19 protein-coding genes and 1 other RNA gene are annotated in these 15,316 nt (G+C 70.0%); 7 read left to right on the top strand and 13 right to left on the bottom strand.

Annotated elements, in window-relative coordinates:
* Positions 1 to 87: 87 nt before the first annotated feature.
* From rnpB to JOD31_RS04045, 4 genes are all read right to left on the bottom strand, one after another.
* An RNA gene (gene rnpB, locus JOD31_RS04030) (RNase P RNA component class A) lies at positions 88 to 499 on the bottom strand.
* A 65-nt stretch (positions 500 to 564) separates the two neighbouring features.
* On the bottom strand, positions 565 to 1,320 hold the full coding sequence (locus JOD31_RS19715) for a lytic transglycosylase domain-containing protein (RefSeq protein WP_204948993.1): 756 nt from the start codon (positions 1,318 to 1,320) through the stop codon (positions 565 to 567).
* A gap of 320 nt (positions 1,321 to 1,640) precedes the next feature.
* Positions 1,641 to 2,402, bottom strand: a complete 762-nt coding sequence (locus tag JOD31_RS04040) for a peptidoglycan recognition protein family protein (protein WP_204948994.1) — start codon at positions 2,400 to 2,402, stop codon at positions 1,641 to 1,643.
* Positions 2,399 to 3,136 carry a TerB family tellurite resistance protein gene (locus tag JOD31_RS04045; protein WP_204948995.1) on the bottom strand — a complete coding sequence of 246 codons (738 nt, stop codon included), beginning with the start codon at positions 3,134 to 3,136 and terminating at the stop codon, positions 2,399 to 2,401. Before JOD31_RS04045 ends, JOD31_RS04040 begins: the two co-directional genes overlap by 4 nt.
* A 218-nt stretch (positions 3,137 to 3,354) precedes the next feature.
* Between JOD31_RS04045 and panB the strand changes: the two genes are divergently transcribed.
* Positions 3,355 to 4,215, top strand: a complete 861-nt coding sequence (panB, locus tag JOD31_RS04050) for a 3-methyl-2-oxobutanoate hydroxymethyltransferase (RefSeq protein WP_204948996.1) — start codon at positions 3,355 to 3,357, stop codon at positions 4,213 to 4,215.
* Here panB and JOD31_RS04055 read toward each other — a convergent pair whose 3' ends face one another.
* The 3 genes from JOD31_RS04055 to JOD31_RS04065 all read right to left on the bottom strand — a co-directional run bounded on the left by JOD31_RS04055 (position 4,216) and on the right by JOD31_RS04065 (position 5,758).
* On the bottom strand, positions 4,216 to 4,587 hold the full coding sequence (locus tag JOD31_RS04055; RefSeq protein ID WP_204948997.1) for a type II toxin-antitoxin system RelE/ParE family toxin: 372 nt from the start codon (positions 4,585 to 4,587) through the stop codon (positions 4,216 to 4,218).
* The gene (locus JOD31_RS04060) at positions 4,584 to 4,847 is read right to left on the bottom strand and encodes a type II toxin-antitoxin system ParD family antitoxin (RefSeq protein ID WP_204948998.1); all 264 of its coding nucleotides are present in this window, start codon (positions 4,845 to 4,847) and stop codon (positions 4,584 to 4,586) included. The genes JOD31_RS04055 and JOD31_RS04060 overlap by 4 nt, the downstream gene beginning before the upstream one ends.
* A 71-nt stretch (positions 4,848 to 4,918) precedes the next feature.
* A complete protein-coding gene (locus JOD31_RS04065) occupies positions 4,919 to 5,758 on the bottom strand; it encodes an extensin-like domain-containing protein (protein WP_204948999.1) in 840 nt (279 codons plus the stop codon).
* A 405-nt stretch (positions 5,759 to 6,163) separates the two neighbouring features.
* On the opposite strand from JOD31_RS04065, the gene JOD31_RS04070 reads away from it, so the two are divergent.
* Positions 6,164 to 6,766 (top strand): cysteine hydrolase family protein, encoded by a 603-nt coding sequence (locus tag JOD31_RS04070; protein WP_204949000.1) that lies wholly within the window; start codon positions 6,164 to 6,166, stop codon positions 6,764 to 6,766.
* A gap of 4 nt (positions 6,767 to 6,770) precedes the next feature.
* Here JOD31_RS04070 and JOD31_RS04075 read toward each other — a convergent pair whose 3' ends face one another.
* The gene (locus tag JOD31_RS04075; RefSeq protein ID WP_204949001.1) at positions 6,771 to 7,226 is read right to left on the bottom strand and encodes a GatB/YqeY domain-containing protein; all 456 of its coding nucleotides are present in this window, start codon (positions 7,224 to 7,226) and stop codon (positions 6,771 to 6,773) included.
* Positions 7,227 to 7,387: 161 nt separating this feature from the next.
* Between JOD31_RS04075 and carA the strand changes: the two genes are divergently transcribed.
* Positions 7,388 to 8,617, top strand: coding sequence for a glutamine-hydrolyzing carbamoyl-phosphate synthase small subunit (carA, locus tag JOD31_RS04080; RefSeq protein WP_204949002.1), 1,230 nt, complete (start codon positions 7,388 to 7,390; stop codon positions 8,615 to 8,617).
* Positions 8,618 to 8,728: 111 nt separating this feature from the next.
* Complete coding sequence (locus JOD31_RS04085; protein WP_204949003.1) at positions 8,729 to 9,283, top strand: hypothetical protein; 555 nt, start codon at positions 8,729 to 8,731, stop codon at positions 9,281 to 9,283.
* A 9-nt stretch (positions 9,284 to 9,292) separates the two neighbouring features.
* Here JOD31_RS04085 and JOD31_RS04090 read toward each other — a convergent pair whose 3' ends face one another.
* Positions 9,293 to 9,838, bottom strand: a complete 546-nt coding sequence (locus tag JOD31_RS04090) for a cupin domain-containing protein (protein WP_204949004.1) — start codon at positions 9,836 to 9,838, stop codon at positions 9,293 to 9,295.
* Positions 9,839 to 10,123: 285 nt separating this feature from the next.
* On the opposite strand from JOD31_RS04090, the gene JOD31_RS04095 reads away from it, so the two are divergent.
* On the top strand, positions 10,124 to 10,327 hold the full coding sequence (locus JOD31_RS04095) for a cold-shock protein (protein WP_020184475.1): 204 nt from the start codon (positions 10,124 to 10,126) through the stop codon (positions 10,325 to 10,327).
* Between the two features lie 306 nt (positions 10,328 to 10,633).
* On the top strand, positions 10,634 to 10,927 hold the full coding sequence (locus JOD31_RS04100; RefSeq protein ID WP_204949005.1) for a GIY-YIG nuclease family protein: 294 nt from the start codon (positions 10,634 to 10,636) through the stop codon (positions 10,925 to 10,927).
* Between the two features lie 312 nt (positions 10,928 to 11,239).
* Here the strand turns inward: JOD31_RS04100 and queC are convergent, their stop codons facing one another.
* From queC to queE, 3 genes are read right to left on the bottom strand one after another with little or no spacing between them, the layout of a single operon-like run.
* Positions 11,240 to 11,998: a 7-cyano-7-deazaguanine synthase QueC gene (gene queC / locus JOD31_RS04105; RefSeq protein WP_204949006.1), complete on the bottom strand. Its 759-nt coding sequence runs from the start codon at positions 11,996 to 11,998 to the stop codon at positions 11,240 to 11,242.
* A complete protein-coding gene (queD, locus tag JOD31_RS04110; protein ID WP_204949007.1) occupies positions 11,995 to 12,351 on the bottom strand; it encodes a 6-carboxytetrahydropterin synthase QueD in 357 nt (118 codons plus the stop codon). The genes queC and queD overlap by 4 nt, the downstream gene beginning before the upstream one ends.
* A 10-nt stretch (positions 12,352 to 12,361) precedes the next feature.
* Positions 12,362 to 12,994 carry a 7-carboxy-7-deazaguanine synthase gene (gene queE / locus JOD31_RS04115; RefSeq protein ID WP_204949008.1) on the bottom strand — a complete coding sequence of 211 codons (633 nt, stop codon included), beginning with the start codon at positions 12,992 to 12,994 and terminating at the stop codon, positions 12,362 to 12,364.
* Positions 12,995 to 13,394: 400 nt separating this feature from the next.
* Between queE and oxlT the strand changes: the two genes are divergently transcribed.
* On the top strand, positions 13,395 to 14,729 hold the full coding sequence (oxlT, locus tag JOD31_RS04120; RefSeq protein ID WP_204949009.1) for an oxalate/formate MFS antiporter: 1,335 nt from the start codon (positions 13,395 to 13,397) through the stop codon (positions 14,727 to 14,729).
* 146 nt (positions 14,730 to 14,875) lie between these two features.
* Here the strand turns inward: oxlT and JOD31_RS04125 are convergent, their stop codons facing one another.
* On the bottom strand, positions 14,876 to 15,301 hold the full coding sequence (locus tag JOD31_RS04125; RefSeq protein ID WP_204949010.1) for a DUF2147 domain-containing protein: 426 nt from the start codon (positions 15,299 to 15,301) through the stop codon (positions 14,876 to 14,878).
* Between the last annotated feature and the right edge of the window lie 15 nt (positions 15,302 to 15,316).

Genomic DNA, 15,316 nt, shown 5'->3' on the forward strand with positions numbered 1-15,316 from the left:
CGGACGCGGACATCGCCGGCGGGCGCGGGGCTCCGCGGGCGCGAATCGCCCAGCGGAGCCGCTCGAGCGCTCGCTGCGGGAGGCGGAAGCGTCAGTCGGCCTGTAAGCCGGGTTCTGTATGGCGCGGCGCAAGGGGTCGCCCCCTCCCGCCGCACGTGACGGCCATTCCTCTGGGACGCCCATCGCTGGACGCCTCAAGCAACCAACCCGGGCGACGGCCTGGAAGCGGGCCTGCCCTCCGCCCGAAGACGGAAGACGCGTCGCCCCTATTCGGTTTTGCTCCCGGCGGGGTTTGCCGTGCCGCTCCCGTTACCGGCAGCGCGGTGCGCTCTTACCGCACCCTTTCACCCTTACCGCCGGCCCGAGGGCCGGAGGCGGTTTGCTTTCTGTGGCACTTTCCCTGGGGTCGCCCCCGCCGGACGTTATCCGGCGCCGTGCTTTCCATGGAGCCCGGACTTTCCTCTCCGGCGTGAACCGAAGCGGCCGTCCGGCCGACTGACGCCGCCCTTGTGGGCGGCGACGTCGCCGGGGTCAAGCCGAGGGTCGGAACGACGCCAGCCGGGCTCAGGACTTCGGCTGAGCGGCCGCCGCATCCGCCGTCTGGCGGCCCGAGGCCGGAACGCCCTCGGCCATGAAGCGCTTGACCTTGGCGCAGTAGACCGCGCCGGCGCGGGTGACGCCGCGGACGCCGTGGCCACCCTGGTACTTCGACACCGCCGCGCAGGTGTTGCCGCCGGACTTGGCGACCGCGCCCGCAAGGTACTTCATGCCGTAGGTCAGGTTGTTGCGCGGTTCGTAGAGCGCCTGCCGGCTGCCGCGGAAGCCCATGCCCTTGGCGGTCTGGTAGCTCAGCTGCATCAGGCCGATGTAGCCGCCCCGGCCGGTGGCGTTCGGGCGATAGCGCGACTCCACCTTGACGACCGCATGGGCGAGCGCGGGGCTGACGCCCTGGGCGCGGGCCATGGCGGTGACCATGGAGGGGATCGAGCCGGTCGGCAGGTTCGCCGCCGACGCCTCGGCGCCGGGCTTCGGCGCGTCGGGAAGCTCGACGTCGCGCTGGAGAGCGACGGTGTCGGTCTTGGCGGCGAGCGCCGCCGTGCGACGGGCCTTGCGGGACCTGAAGGCCTGACGCGTCTTGGCGACCTCGCGGGTCCGCGCCTGCCGGACTGCTTTGCGTGAGGCCTTGCGGGTCTCGTTCGCCGCAGGCGCCGCGGCGGCCTGGGCCGGAATGGGCGCCGCGACCCGCATGGGAAGGCCGCCGCCCTTGGAGGGCGAGCCCGCCGAGCGGGCGGAGGTGAAGGCGGCCGCGCCGGCCGCCACGGGCGCAGGAGCGGCTTTTGCGGGAACGTTCGCGTTAACCGAACGTTTAGATGTCGTTATCGTTGAGGAAGTGGAATTACGGACGTCTTGAGACTTGGTGGATTGGCTCGCCCCCCGGGCAAGTCGTTCAGAAACCGGCGCAGCGTTGGCCGAGGCGACGGTCGCCGCAAAGATGGCGGCGACAAGCGTCGTCTTACGCATATGCTTACTCCCCTATGCGTTTCGCATGGGGGAACCTAAAGCAGTGCGAACATGACCTCGGCTCGACCGGGGCGCGTTCGCTTCTTGACGGTGGTGTGACGAGACTGAGGCGGGGCAGCTCAGCGCGCCGGGAGTCGCCGCAGCAGGTTGCGCAGCGTGCGGGACGTGGAAAAATCCGCGATTCCATCGACGCGGGCGGGTCGGAAATGCCGCTGGAAGGCGCGCACGACGGCCAGCATGGTCTCGCCGTAGAACCCGTCGATCTCGAGCCCATAGCCATAGAGACTGAGCAGAGTCTGGAGCTGTTCGACCGGCTCGCCCTCGTCGCCGGGCCCCAGCGCCGTGGTGTTCTCGATCGGCGTCGGCGTGACCCAATGACCGACCCCCGCCGCCGCAAGTCGGCCCCACGGAAATTTCTCTCCCGGATCGTCCTTGCGCAGCGGCGCGACGTCGGAATGCGCCAATACGCGCTCCGGTTGAATCCCCCGGCGTGCGGTAATGTCGCGGGCGAGTTCAATCACGGCCGCGATCTGTTCCGGTGGAAAGTCGGGATAGCCGTGATCGTGGCCGGGATTGGCGATTTCAACGCCGATCGACCGCGAATTGACGTCGGTCTCGTCCTCCCACGACGACCGACCGGCATGCCAGGCGCGCCGCTCCTCGGGCACGAGCTGCAGGATGCGGCCGTCCTCGACCACCACGTAGTGGCACGACACGCCGCTGTCGGCCGCGCACAGCTTCGCGCAGGCGGCCTCGGTCGAGGCCATGCCGGTGTAGTGCAGCAACAGGATGTCCGGCTCGCGCCCGTCCCGGCGCTCGTCGTGGTTCGCGGCCGGACGCACCTCAGCGACCAGCGGGCTGTCGGGCGGAAAGACGGTCATGCGAGCCCCCGTTCGCGCCGGATCATGTCCCAGGCGGCGTTGGCGGCGGCGAGCTTCTCGGTCGCGATCCGCACCGCCTCTTCGGGAAGACCGCGCGCGATCGCCCGGTCGGGGTGGGTCTCGGCCACCAGCGCCCGGTGCCGGCGCTTGAGGTCGTCGTCGCTCGCGGCGGGGTCGGCTCCGAGGATGGCGTAGGGATCGGCGACCGGAAGCTTCATGTGGCGGGCGAGCGCGCGCCGGAGCCGCGCCGCGTCCAGCTTGAAGATCGCGCCGACCTCGATCAGGTAGGCGGCCTCCGCCTCGTGCACGGCCCCGTCCGCGGCCGCGATCTGCGCGAGGCCCGAGAGCACGTCCTCGAGCGTCGCCGGATCGTCCGCGAACAGACCGGCGAGCTGGCCGGCGTAGGCGTCGAAGCCCGCGACGTCCTGCTTCGCGAGGTCGAACAGCTGGCCGACGCGCTTCAGGTCGCTCTCCTGGATGGAGAACACGCGGCGGAACGCCTCCACCTCCACGCAGGCGACCACGCCGTCCGCCTTCGCCATCTTGGCCGCGAGCGCGATCACGCCCACGGTGAAGGCGACCTCGCGCTTCTCGAGGTCGCGGGCGGCGATCGCCTCCGGGTCGGTCTCGCGATCGATGAGAAAATGGCCGGCGACCGCGCCCGCCAAGGCGCCGAGCGGTCCGCCGAGCGCGAGCCCCGCCGCCGCTCCGCCGATCTTGCCCCAAAACCACATCGCCGCCGCTCCTGATTCGGGGCGCGACTGTAGCCGCCCGCCTCCGACGACGCGAACCTCGCCCACAGCGGGGGCTTGAGCCGCAATTTTGTGCGTGGGGATGATAAAGAACTGGAACAATCGGCCGGATGCGACCAAATCTCCGTCACAGCCGGCCCGCGACCCGCAGGGGACCCGCCGGCCGCAGGCGGCCCGGGCCGCCCGGAGGACCGAACGCCATGAGCGCACACGCACGACCGCCCGTCACCGCGCCCGCCGCCAAGCCCGTCACCGTCGCCGCCATCCGCGCGGCGAAGAGCGCGACGCCGCTCGTCTGCCTCACCGCCTACACCACGCCGGTGGCCGAGGCGCTGGACGAGGCCTCCGACCTGCTGCTCGTCGGCGACAGCCTCGGCATGGTGGTCTACGGCCTGCCCAGCACGATCCCGGTCACGCTCGACATGATGATCGCCCATGGCGCCGCCGTCGTGCGCGGCGCGCGGCATGCGCTCGTCGTGGTCGACCTGCCCTTCGGCGCCTATCAGGAAAGCCCGGCGCAGGCCTTCCGCAACGCCGCCCGCATCCTGGCCGAGACCGGCTGCGGCGCCGTGAAGCTCGAGGGCGGCGCGGTGATGGCCGAGACCATCGCCTTCCTCACCCAGCGCGGGATCCCCGTGCTCGCGCACATCGGCCTGCAGCCGCAGTCCGTGAACGCCCTCGGCGGCTACGCCGCCCGCGGCAAGCTCGCGGCCGAGGCGGAGACCATCCTCGCCGACGCCCGCGCGGTGACCGACGCGGGCGCCTTCGCGGTCGTGGTCGAGGGCGTCGTCGCTCCTCTTGCGGCCCGCATCACCGAGACCATCCGGGTGCCGACCATCGGCATCGGCGCCTCCGCCGAGTGCGACGGCCAGATCCTGGTCACCGACGACATGATGGGCGTCACCTTCGGCCACGTGCCGAAGTTCGTGCGGAAGTACGCGGACGTGGGCGCGACCATGAAGGCGGCGGCCGAGTCTTACGCCGCCGACGTCCGCGCCCGCCGTTTCCCGGCGGAGGAGCATCTCTACGGGATGCCGAAGCCGAAGATCGCGGCGGGGTGATCAGCCATCGGGCGGGTCGCTTGCATCGACGGCGTCAGCAAGATGGCGCGAAGCGTCCATACGCTCGTGCAGAACGCGGACAACGACCGTGGTTTTCGCCCCCGCGTCGTCTTCCACCTGGCGGTAATACAGAACGTGCGCGGCTGAACTCCGTCGCCGCGCTGCGACGCCGAGAGCCAAGGACCTCAATCCCTGTCTGAGGTCGGACCGCTCCCGCGAGGACGGCCGAAACGGGTCTTCCTCCAACAGAACGATCGCCCGCCGAAACAGGGCGAGATAACCCTCGAACTGCGCCTGTCCGAAACGGCGCGCCGTCTCAGACAGGATCGCTGCGACGTCCGCCTGCGCTTCCGTCGCGAACCTGACCGTCAAGCCGCAGTCTCTTTAAGAACGGCCTGCGCGATCGCGTCGAGGTCGAGTTCCGAAAATTCGCCGCGGTCCGCTTGGCGCCAGCCCACGTCGATCGCCGCCCTCAGCGCCTCGATCTTCTCACGCTCGATCTCGCGCTCACGCTGGAGCAGGCGCAGCGCGTCCCGCACCAGTTCGCTGGCCGACGCGTAGTCGCCGCTGGCCACCTCGCGGGCGACGAAATCGGCCATCTTCGACGTGAGGCTGACGTTCATCGTGGGCATGGCGGAGCTCCTCTCGGTCGGAGGAGAACTGTCGAGGCTTGGCAAAGTTTGTCAATGCCGCCGAAGCGCCGTCACTCGTCCGTCTGCCAGTCCGCCGGCGGCTCGGACACGTCCCCCCGGCGGCGCTGCGCGATCGAGCCGGTCGGGCCGTCGAAGCCCTTCGTCTCCGGCGCATAGCTCACGGCGGGCTCGTCGACCTGAGGGGCGAGCTGGGGCTCCGGCGGAAGCTCGGGCATCACCGGGGTGGGCCGGCAATAGGCGCGACGGCCCTCGGGGTCATGGCGGGCGAGATCGAGGTGCAGGTGGTTTTCGTGGTGCGCGTCGCTGCCGGGGCCGAGCACGGTCTTGAAGGCCCCGCAGGCGCCGGCGTGCGCCTCGCGCAGGAAGGCCTGGGCCTCCGGCGTTCCGCCGCGCCAGTCGCGCGCGATCGAAATCTCGCGGCCGTCGGCGAGGATGAAGGCGGAGATGTCGAGCGCGTTGCCGAAACCGTGCTCGGAGAGCTTCGCGCCGCGCTTGTTGTTGCGGGTGCGGCAGCCGAACGAGGCGGCGTTCTTGATCTCCACCACGGCCACGCCGAAACGGGCCTGCGCCGCCGGCTGCACCGTGCGCACCATCCAGTCGTTCAGCACGGCCGTCATCGGGCAACCCAGCCGCGCCGCGGGTTGCACGCCGACGGAGCCGTCGGCCACCGCGTAGATGCGGAACGGATGTTCAAGCCCGCAGACGCCGGGACCGTCGATCTCGTCGATCGGCCGGGTGAAGTCCGTCGGCGTCACGAGCTTCGCCGCGAGGCACGCGGCCTCCACCTTGCCGCGCCAGGGCTCGCGCTCCTCGCCGCCGAAAAAGCCGCAGCCACTGAGCGCCGCAGCGACGCAGCCGAGAACGAAACCATGGGCGAACCTGAAGCGCATGGCCGTTAAAATGCGACGGAGTTGGTTAAGGCGCGCTTGACGGACGCCCCCCGGCGCCGCGCCGCAGCGACGAATTCGTTAGGCGGCCGAACCTCAAAGGTGGATGCTTCGTTAACGAAGCGATCCTGACTCCCTATTGTCGAGGGAATGAATCGAGTTTATCTAGGCGCAACAGTGAATTTGGGGATTTCCCACATGGGCGTCGTGAAACGAGTCGACCTGATGGCGGCGCTGGCCGCCTTCGCCTTCCTCGGCGCCATCGTCATGGGCGTGTTCTGACGGCGCGCGCCACGCGTTTGGACGCGGCGTTTCCTGGCGGGCGACGCGGCGTTCCGGCCATGACGTCGATGCGACCCACAGGGGCTGCCGTCCGCGGCGGCCCTTTTTCGTTCCACGGAGAGCTTCATGGCTGACGCGCCCAAGACCCTTCGCGACCTGTCCGGCGCTTCGCCCCAACCGGCGTCCCTCGCCGACGCGACGCTGGTCGTGATCGACGCCCAGAACGAGTATGTCGAAGGGCCGATCGCCCTGCCCGGCTCCGCGCCGGCGCTCGACGCGATCTCAGATCTCCTCGCGCAGGCCCGCGCGGCGGGAACGCCGGTCGTCCACCTCGTCCACCGGGCGCCGGCGGGCATCTTCGTCGAGGGCACAAAGGGGGCCGAGATCGCGGCGCAGGCCGCCCCGCAGGGCGACGAGCCGGTGTTTTCGAAGGGGCTGCCGAACGGCTTCACCAATCCGGAGTTCGGCCCCGCGCTGAAGGCGCTCGGCCGCAAAAACCTGATCCTCGTCGGGTTCATGACGCACATGTGCGTCGACTCCACCGCCCGCGCGGCGGTCGACCTCGGCTACGGCGTGACGATCGTGGAGAACGCGACCGCGACCCGCGCCCTGCCCGGCGCCGCCGGCAAGCCGGCCCGCTCGGCCGCCGAGGTCCACGACGGCGCCCTGGCGGGACTGGCCGACCTGTTCGCGGTTGTGGCGCCGGACGCGTCGGCGCTGGGCAGGTGACGCCTCACCCGCCGGTGAGCTTCGCCTTGATCACGCCGTTCGCCGCGGCGAAGTCCAGCGCGCCGGTGTGCTTGGCCTTCAGCACGCCCATGACCTTGCCCATGTCCTTCATGCTGGCCGCGCCGGTCTCGGCGATGGCGGCGTCGATCGCCGCTTCGGTCTCGGCCGCAGACATCTGCTGCGGCAGGAACTCCTGGATCACGGCGATCTCCGCCTTCTCCTTGGCGGCGAGCTCGGGGCGCGCGTTCTCCTCGTAGATCGAGGCGCTCTCCTGGCGCTGCTTGATCATCTTGGCGAGCAGCTGCTTCAGCTCGTCGTCGGTCGCGGTCCCGTGGCCCGCGCCGCGCGCTTCGATGTCGCGATCCTTGATGGCGGCGGAAACCAGGCGCAGCGTGCCGGTGCGCTCCGCGTCCCGGGCCTTCATGCTGTCCTTCAGGGCCGCGTTGATCGCGTCGCGCATCGGTCGTGTCCTTAACATGCGGTCGCGCGCGCATGCCGCGCCGCGCGAGAGGGTCGATCCGTCACCGAAACGTTGACGCTGGGGGTCGCGGCGCCTAGGTTCCGGCCGCATCGGCGCGTCAGGCGTCGGCGCGTGATCGCGCGACGGGACTTAAGACAATCATGGCTCATGAACAAGGCGCCGCCCAAGTCGGCGCGGGCAAAGGCGGCTGGGACGAGGCGCGCCCGACGGCGCGGCTCCTGCTCGCCGACGGCACGCTGGTCGAGGGCGACGGCCTGGGCGCGATCGGCGCCGCGGCCGGCGAGCTCTGCTTCAACACCGCCATCACCGGCTACGAGGAGATCCTGACGGATCCGTCCTACGCCGGGCAGATCATCACCTTCACCTTCCCGCACATCGGCAACGTCGGCGTGAACGACGACGACGTCGAGACGGTGAACATGGCGGGCGCCTCCGGCGTGCGCGGCGCGGTGTTCGCCGCCGACGTCACCTCGCCCTCGAACTGGCGCGCCACCCGCGACCTCGACGCCTGGCTGAAGGCCCGCGGCATCGTCGCGATCGCCGGCGTCGACACCCGCGCGCTGACTGCGCTGATCCGCGACAAGGGCATGCCCAACGCCGTCATCGCCCACGCGCCGGACGGCCAGTTCGACGACGCGGCGCTGAAGGCGACGCTCGACGGCTTCGAAGGGCTCGAGGGCCAGGATCTGGTGCCGCTGGTCGGCAGCCCCCAGCGCTACGGCTGGGACGAGGCCGGCTGGAGCTGGCCGGGCGCGGCCGCGCCCGGCGCCTATTCCGCGCGCGCGGAAGGAACGGCGACGAAGCGCGTGGTCGCGATCGACTACGGCCTCAAGCGCAACATCCTGCGCATGCTCACCACCGCCGGCTGCGAGGTCACCGTGGTGCCCGCGACCGCGAGCGCCGAGGACATCCTGGCGCTGAATCCGGACGGCGTGTTCCTATCGAACGGCCCCGGCGACCCGGCCGCTACGGGCAAGTACGCCGTGCCCGTGATCCAGGCGGTGCTCGAGAAGAAGATTCCGACCTTCGGCATCTGCCTCGGCCACCAGATGCTGGCGCTCGCCGTCGGCGCGACCACGTCCAAGATGCACCAGGGTCACCACGGCGCGAACCACCCGGTGAAGGACCTCACCACCGGCAAGGTCGAGATCACCTCGATGAACCACGGCTTCGCGGTCGCCCGCGACAGCCTGCCCGCGACCGCGCGCGAGACCCACGTCTCGCTGTTCGACGGCACCAACTGCGGGCTCGAGCTGACCGACCGCCCGGCCTTCTCCGTGCAGCACCACCCCGAGGCCTCTCCCGGCCCGCAGGACAGCCACTACCTGTTCCAGCGCTTCGTGGAGCTGATGGACCGCAAGCCGGCGTAAAGCGCCTTTCGGAAGGAGCGCTCCTTCCGAAGGCCTGTCGAACGCGACTCCGCTGTCGATCCCCAGACGTGGGCCGGCTATCCTCGAGCCGACCGACGCCGGGACCCACGCATGACGCGCTTCGCCTTGATCGCCTTAAGTGTCTTCACTGCGCTTCTTATTACGGCGGGGCTCTACGTCTATCTCGACGCCACGCCGGACCTCTCGGCGTCGAGCGGCAAGACCCACGCGCCCCCCGACGCGCCTGCGCCCGCCGCCCCGGCCTCGCGGACCGCCGCCGCACCGTCCGCGCCGACGCTCTACTGCCAGTTCTACGTGTTCGTGGAGAGCCAGCCGTTCGTGGCCTTTCTGTTCGAGCTCGATCGCGGCGAGCCGCCGGTCTTCGCCCAGATCTACGTGGCGAAGGCGAACGGCGAGCGCAGCGACTACGACGGCGAGAGCGCGCGCCGTCCGCGCTGGACGCTCGACCGCGGGTCAGAGCCGGCGCGGATCGCGTCCAAAGTCACGGTGCCGGCCGCCAACCAGACGGGAACGGCGGTCGAGGACATCGCGATCGAGCTCTATGGGTTCGACCCCGCGGCGCCGGGGCAGCGCTGGTTCGAAGCGAGCCTGAAGAGCGTCTACTACCAGAACCTGCCGGGCAAATGCCGGCTGGCGGGCGCCTGACGACTCAGCTCAGGCCGCCGGGCGCGCCAATCCCGTCCACGCTGTCCTCAGGCCGCCGTCCGGCCCGAACACCGGATCGGTGGCCGGCGTCGGCACGGCCTTGATGCGCTCCACCGCGGCGTCGTGGTCGCCGGCGTCGCGGATGAGGTCGAAGGGCTGGTCCGGCGGATAGGCGCCGACCACCTGGAAATCCTCGCTGGCGGCGACCCGGCAGTGTCCGGTGCCGGCGGGCACCACGGCCACGTCGCCGGCCTCCAGCCGCAGGGTGCGCCCGCCGCTCTCGCCGCCGAATCGCACCTCCGCCCAGCCCTGCGCCACGCCCAGCGCCTCGTGGCAGGTCGAGTGGTAGTGGTGGAACGGGTAGATCCCGTCCCGCCAGAACCCGCCCCAGCCGTTGGCGCCGAACAGCTGTTCGGCGCTCACGGCGGGCTCCCCCGGCTCCGGCGCGAAGGCCGCGCGGTGCACCAGCAGCTCGAAGCTGGGATGGTTCGGAATCACGCCGTCGTCGGCGAAACCGAAGCGTTCGGTCGTATGATTGTCATGCGATGAACTCAACGCCGTCGCCTCCCTGGGGCCAGAGTTGGCCTACGGATGACAAACGGCGCGTCGGCGTGGCGGTTCCGCCTTTTGGCCGCCGCGCGGACGCTTGACGACGCGTTTTAGCTGTGCGCCATTGTCGATCAGCAATCAGATTTTTGGACGTCCTGTCTGGCCTGCATGCGGCGACTTCGCCGAAAGCTACCGCCTTCACGACACGCACCAAATTCGGATTGTGCCCGGCCGCGGACCCGAACGGGGAAGCGGTCAAATGCGCACATGCGCTTGTCCAGGGAGGCGATCATGCCGAGCGGCACCGTCAAGTTCTTCAACACCCAGAAGGGTTATGGCTTCATCCAGCCGGCCGACGGCTCGAAGGATGTCTTCGTTCACATCTCCGACGTCGAGCGTTCGGGCCTCCACACCCTCGTCGAGGGCCAGAAGGTCGCGTTCGAAGTCGTCATGGAGCGTGGCAAGACCAAGGCCGCGAACCTCCGCGCCGAGTGATCGGAGCGAGCCCTTTCGGGTTCGGGTTTGACGAACGGGGCGTCCCTCAGGGGACGCCCCGTTTGCGTTTGGGGGGCGTTGCCGCAGACATCCGCAGATCACCCTCGCCGCCGTCCTCTGCCCTGCTCGGGCCACCCTCCGCCGTCGTCCTCCGGTTCGACCGGAGGACCCAAGTTCGACGTCGAACGCCACGCCCGAAATGGATGGTCCAGTCAAGCCGGACCATGACGGCGCGAGGGCGATAGGCGCTTGGATTCGAACGCGAGCGACGCTTCACTGACGCGCATCGCAACCGGACGCGCCTCGGTGAAATCGTTCTTCGTCTACATCCTGGCGAGCCAGCCGCGGGGCACGCTGTACGTCGGCGTGACGAGCGATCTCCCGAAACGGGTCTGGCGGCATCGGGAGAGCCTGGTCCGAGGGTTCACCAAAACCTACGGGGTCCACCGGCTCGTCTGGTTCGAGCCGCATGAGTCCGCGGAGAGCGCAATCCAACGCGAGAAACGCCTGAAGACCTGGCTTCGGAGCTGGAAGATCGAACTGATCGAGCAAAGCAACCCGCACTGGGACGACCTGTTCGACCGCATCGCCACCATGTGACTTACCGCCCCTCGGGCCACCCTCCCCGTCGTCCTCCGGCTTGACCGGAGGACCCATCTCCGACGTCGAGCGCCACGTCCGACATGGATGGCCCGGTCAAGCCGGACCATGACGGCGCGGGTGGGGTGGATGGCGTGACGTCGCCCTTGGTGAGTTCGCGCCCCTTGGGCCACCGTCTTCGTCGTCCTCCGGCTCGACCGGAGGACCCATCTCCGACGTCGAGCGCCACGCCGGACATGGATGGTCCGGTCAAGCCGGACCATGACGGCGCGGTGGGGGACGGCGCTGGCGCGGGGCGGACGGCGTAGCGCGCTATGCGCCGGACCGAAGCGACCCGGCCCGCTCGCGCCAGCGCGCAAACCCGCGCGCGCGCAGGTCGCAGGCGGGGCAGGCGCCGCAGCCGTAGCCCCAGGCATGGCGGGCGCCGCGCTCGCCGAGGTAGCAGGTGTGGCTGTCCTCGACGATCAGCGCGACCAGAGCGGCCCCGCCCAGCCCCTCCGCCAGCGCCCAGGTGTCGGCCTTGTCGAGCCACATCAGCGGCGTCTCCAGCACGAAGCGGCGCTCCATGCCGAGGTTGAGCGCGACCTGCAGCGCCTTGATCGTGTCGTCGCGGCAGTCGGGGTAGCCGGAGAAGTCGGTCTCGCACATGCCGCCGACGATGCGGCGCAGCCCCCGCCGCCAGGCGAGCGCGGCGGCGAAGGTGAGGAAGACGAGGTTTCGGCCCGGCACGAAGGTGTTGGGCAGGCCGCCCGCCTCCGCCTCGATCGCGACGTCGCGGGTCAGCGCGGTGTCGGACAGCTCGCCGAGCACCGGCAGCGCGAGCGTGTGGTCCTCGCCCAGCCGCGCCGCCCATTCCGGCTTCAGCCGCGCGAGCCCGGCGCGCAGCGCCGCGCGCTGGTCGAGCTCGACCCGATGGCGCTGGCCGTAGTCGAAGCCGAGCGTCTCGACGCGCGCGAAACGGTCCAGAGCCCAGGCGAGGCAGGTGGTCGAATCCTGCCCGCCGGAGAACAGCACGAGCGCTCCGTCGCCCTCGCCCGCCGCCCCGCCCTCCGCCTCGGCGGCCGCCGTCATGCCCCGTCGTGCTCCGCCCAGCAGAACGGCGTCTCGAACACCTTCACCTGCGCGAGCTGCGGCAGGTCCGGCTTCACCTTGTCCCAGATCCACAGCGCGATCAGCTCGGCCGTCGGATTCTCAAGACCCTCGATCTCGTTCAGCGTGTGATGATCGAGCCGCTTCAGCACCGGCCCGAACGCCGCCTCGACGTCGAAGAAGTCGACGACGAAGCCGGTCACGGGATCGATCGGCCCTTCGAGCGCCAGCTCCACCCGGTAGGAGTGGCCGTGCATGCGGTGGCAGCGGTGGGTCGGCGGCACATTGGGCAGCCGGTGGGCGGCCTCGAAGGTGAAGGCCTGAACGATCCTCATGAAGCGCCTTTCACGGAATGCCGATCATCTTGTGGGTCTGCAGGCTGAGGCGCCAGCGCGGGTGGGTCAGACAGTAGGCGATGGCCGCCTGCACGTTCGCCGGCCCCTCGGGCCCGTCCATGGGCTGCAGGAAGAAATGCCGGAAGGCGAGCCCCAGGAAGGCCTCCGGGTCGACGCCCGGCTGCGGGTAGACCAGCTTCAGTTCGTCGCCGCCGTCGAGGGCGAGCGGCGCGCCGGCCTTGGGGCTGACGCACAGCCAGTCGACGCCCGCGGGCCGCGCCTGGGTGCCGTTGGTCTCCACCGCGCACTCGAAGCCCCGGGCGCGGCAGGCCGCCGTCAGCGCCGCGTCCAGCTGCAGCAGCGGCTCGCCCCCGGTGAACACCACGTAGCGGGGTCCCGGCGCCGCGCCCCAGGCGGCCTCGATCGCGGCGGCCAGCGCCTCGGCGCCCGCGAACTTGCCGCCGCCCTCGCCGTCGGTGCCGATGAAATCCGTGTCGCAGAACCGGCAGACCGCCCGCGCGCGATCGACCTCGCGGCCCGTCCACAGGTTGCAGCCGGCGAAGCGACAGAACACGGAGGCCCGACCCGCCTGGGCGCCTTCGCCCTGCAGCGTCTTGAAGATTTCCTTGACCGAGTACGTCATCGCCTGTTCCGCAGGGCCTTGCGCCGGAGCCGTCGCCCGTCCGAAGCGCGCCGCCGCAGGCGCCGATACGCCAATACGGCCGCAGCCTCAAGAGCCGCCGCGCCATGGCCGCTCTGCGCCGCCCGATCACGCGCGGATTACGAAGTCGTGAACCAAACCGGGCCCCGATGGGCTATCGCTGCGACAAACTGGCATGCCATATTTTGCATACCAGCCATGCGTGGCACAGCCGGACTCACCGGCTCATCCGCCGCTTCCCTCAGTCTCGTCCGAGAGGAGACCGAACGCCAGACAATCCCTGCGACGCCGCGGCGCCAAGGTCGAAAAACGACCACGCCGCACAAGCGAGGGCGTCCACACGGCCTTCGGGCCGAACGACACACACCGAGGAAACGCCAAAATGGCACAGACTTCCGACCCGGCCCTCCGGCCGAACGTCTCCGAACGCACGCGCTGGATCCAGATCATCGTCGGCGTGGTCTGCATGGTCGCGACCGCGAACATCCAGTACGCTTGGACGCTCTTCGTCCCCGAGATCCAGTCGACCTACGGCTGGGACCGCGCCTCGATCCAGATCGCCTTCACCATCTTCGTGCTGGTGCAGACCTGGCTGACGCCGATCGAAGGCTACTTCATCGACAAGTACGGCCCGAAGGTCATGGTCGCCGTCGGCGCGGTCTGCATCGGCGCCGCCTGGATCGTGAACTCGCAGGCGACCAGCCTGATGGGCTTCTACGTGGGCGCGGCCATCGGCGGCGTGGGCGTGGGCTGCATCTACGCCACCTGCATCAACAACGCGCTGAAGTGGTTCCCGGACCGCCGCGGCCTCGCGGTCGGCCTCACCGCCGGCGGCTACGGCGCGGGCTCGGCTGCGACCATCCTGCCGATCGCCGCGATGATCCAGTCCAGCGGCTTCCAGGAGACGTTCTTCTTCTTCGGCATCCTGCAGGGCTCGCTCGCCTTCGTCGCGGCCTGGTTCCTGCGCTCGCCGACCAAGGAAGAGGTCAAGGTCTCCAACAAGCTGATCCAGACCCGCAAGGACTACACGCTCAAGGAAGCCCTGAACACCAAGCTGTTCTGGCTCATGTTCCTGATGTTCATCTGCGTCGTCACCGGCGGCATGATGGCGGTCGCCCAGCTCGGCGTCATCGCGCAGGACCTCGGCGTCAAGAACTACAGCGTCAATCTCTACTTCTTCACCATGGCCGCCCTGCCGCTCGCTCTGATGCTCGACCGCGTCATGAACGGCATCTCGCGTCCGCTGTTCGGCTGGATCTCGGACAACATCGGCCGCGAGAAGACGATGGTCATCGCCTTCACGCTCGAGGGCCTCGGCATCATCGCGCTCGGCTACTTCGGCTCGAACCCCTACGCCTTCCTGATCCTGTCGGGCGTCGTGTTCCTGGCCTGGGGCGAGGTCTACTCGCTGTTCTCGGCGCTCGCCGGCGACGCCTTCGGCACCAAGCACATCGGCAAGATCTACGGCGTGCTCTACTGCGCCAAGGGCATCGGCGCGCTGTTCGTGCCGGTCGGCAACCTGCTGATGGAGTGGACCGGCACCTGGGCGACCGTGCTCTACACCGTCGCCGCGATGGACCTCTTCGCCGCCTTCCTCGCGATCGTCGCGCTCCGGCCGGTGCTCGCGGCCCACGTCAAACGGTCGGGCGTGGCGAACCCCGCGACCCTCGACGACGGCCCGACTGGCGCAGGCCAGCCCAAGCTCGCCGGCGCCTGACGCGCCGGCCCTGAGACCCCTGGCTTGGCCCTTTACCCCGGCCGGGCCCACCTTCGCAGGCTTGCGGGCGTCACAGCCCTCAAGCCTGCGCTTTTCGTGGCGGGGACGGGCGCGACCGGTCCCCGCCACGGTCGTTTTCTGGCGCGTCAGCTCACGCGGGTGAGCACCTGAGTCTTGCACAGCAGCCCGCCGAGCACGCAGCCCTTCAGCTTGAGCGTGCCGTCGCCCGCGGGCGCGAGGCTGCCGGCGTAGGTCTTGCCGTCGTCGGGGTTGTAGAACGTGCCGGCCCAGCCCTCGCCCGACGGCGCCATGCCCTGCAGCAGCGAGAGCCCGATCACCGGCCGGTCGCGCTTGGCGCGGTCGGGGTTGCGCTTGTCGACCTTGGGCCGGCCCTGCTTGTCGAGCGGCTTGCGCAGCCCGACGAGGGTGGCGCAGACGCCGTCGCCGCAAGCGGCGATCCGCACCGTCGCCTTGCCCTTGGGCAGGCTCCAGACGCCCTCAGGCACGGTCGCGGCCTGCGCGCCCGCGAGACCTGCGACGAGAAGGCTTGCGGCCAGGGCGGCTCGGATCATCGGACAGTCCTCCAG

Source organism: Methylopila capsulata, assembly GCF_016907975.1.
In the GTDB taxonomy this organism is placed as follows: domain Bacteria; phylum Pseudomonadota; class Alphaproteobacteria; order Rhizobiales; family Methylopilaceae; genus Methylopila; species Methylopila capsulata.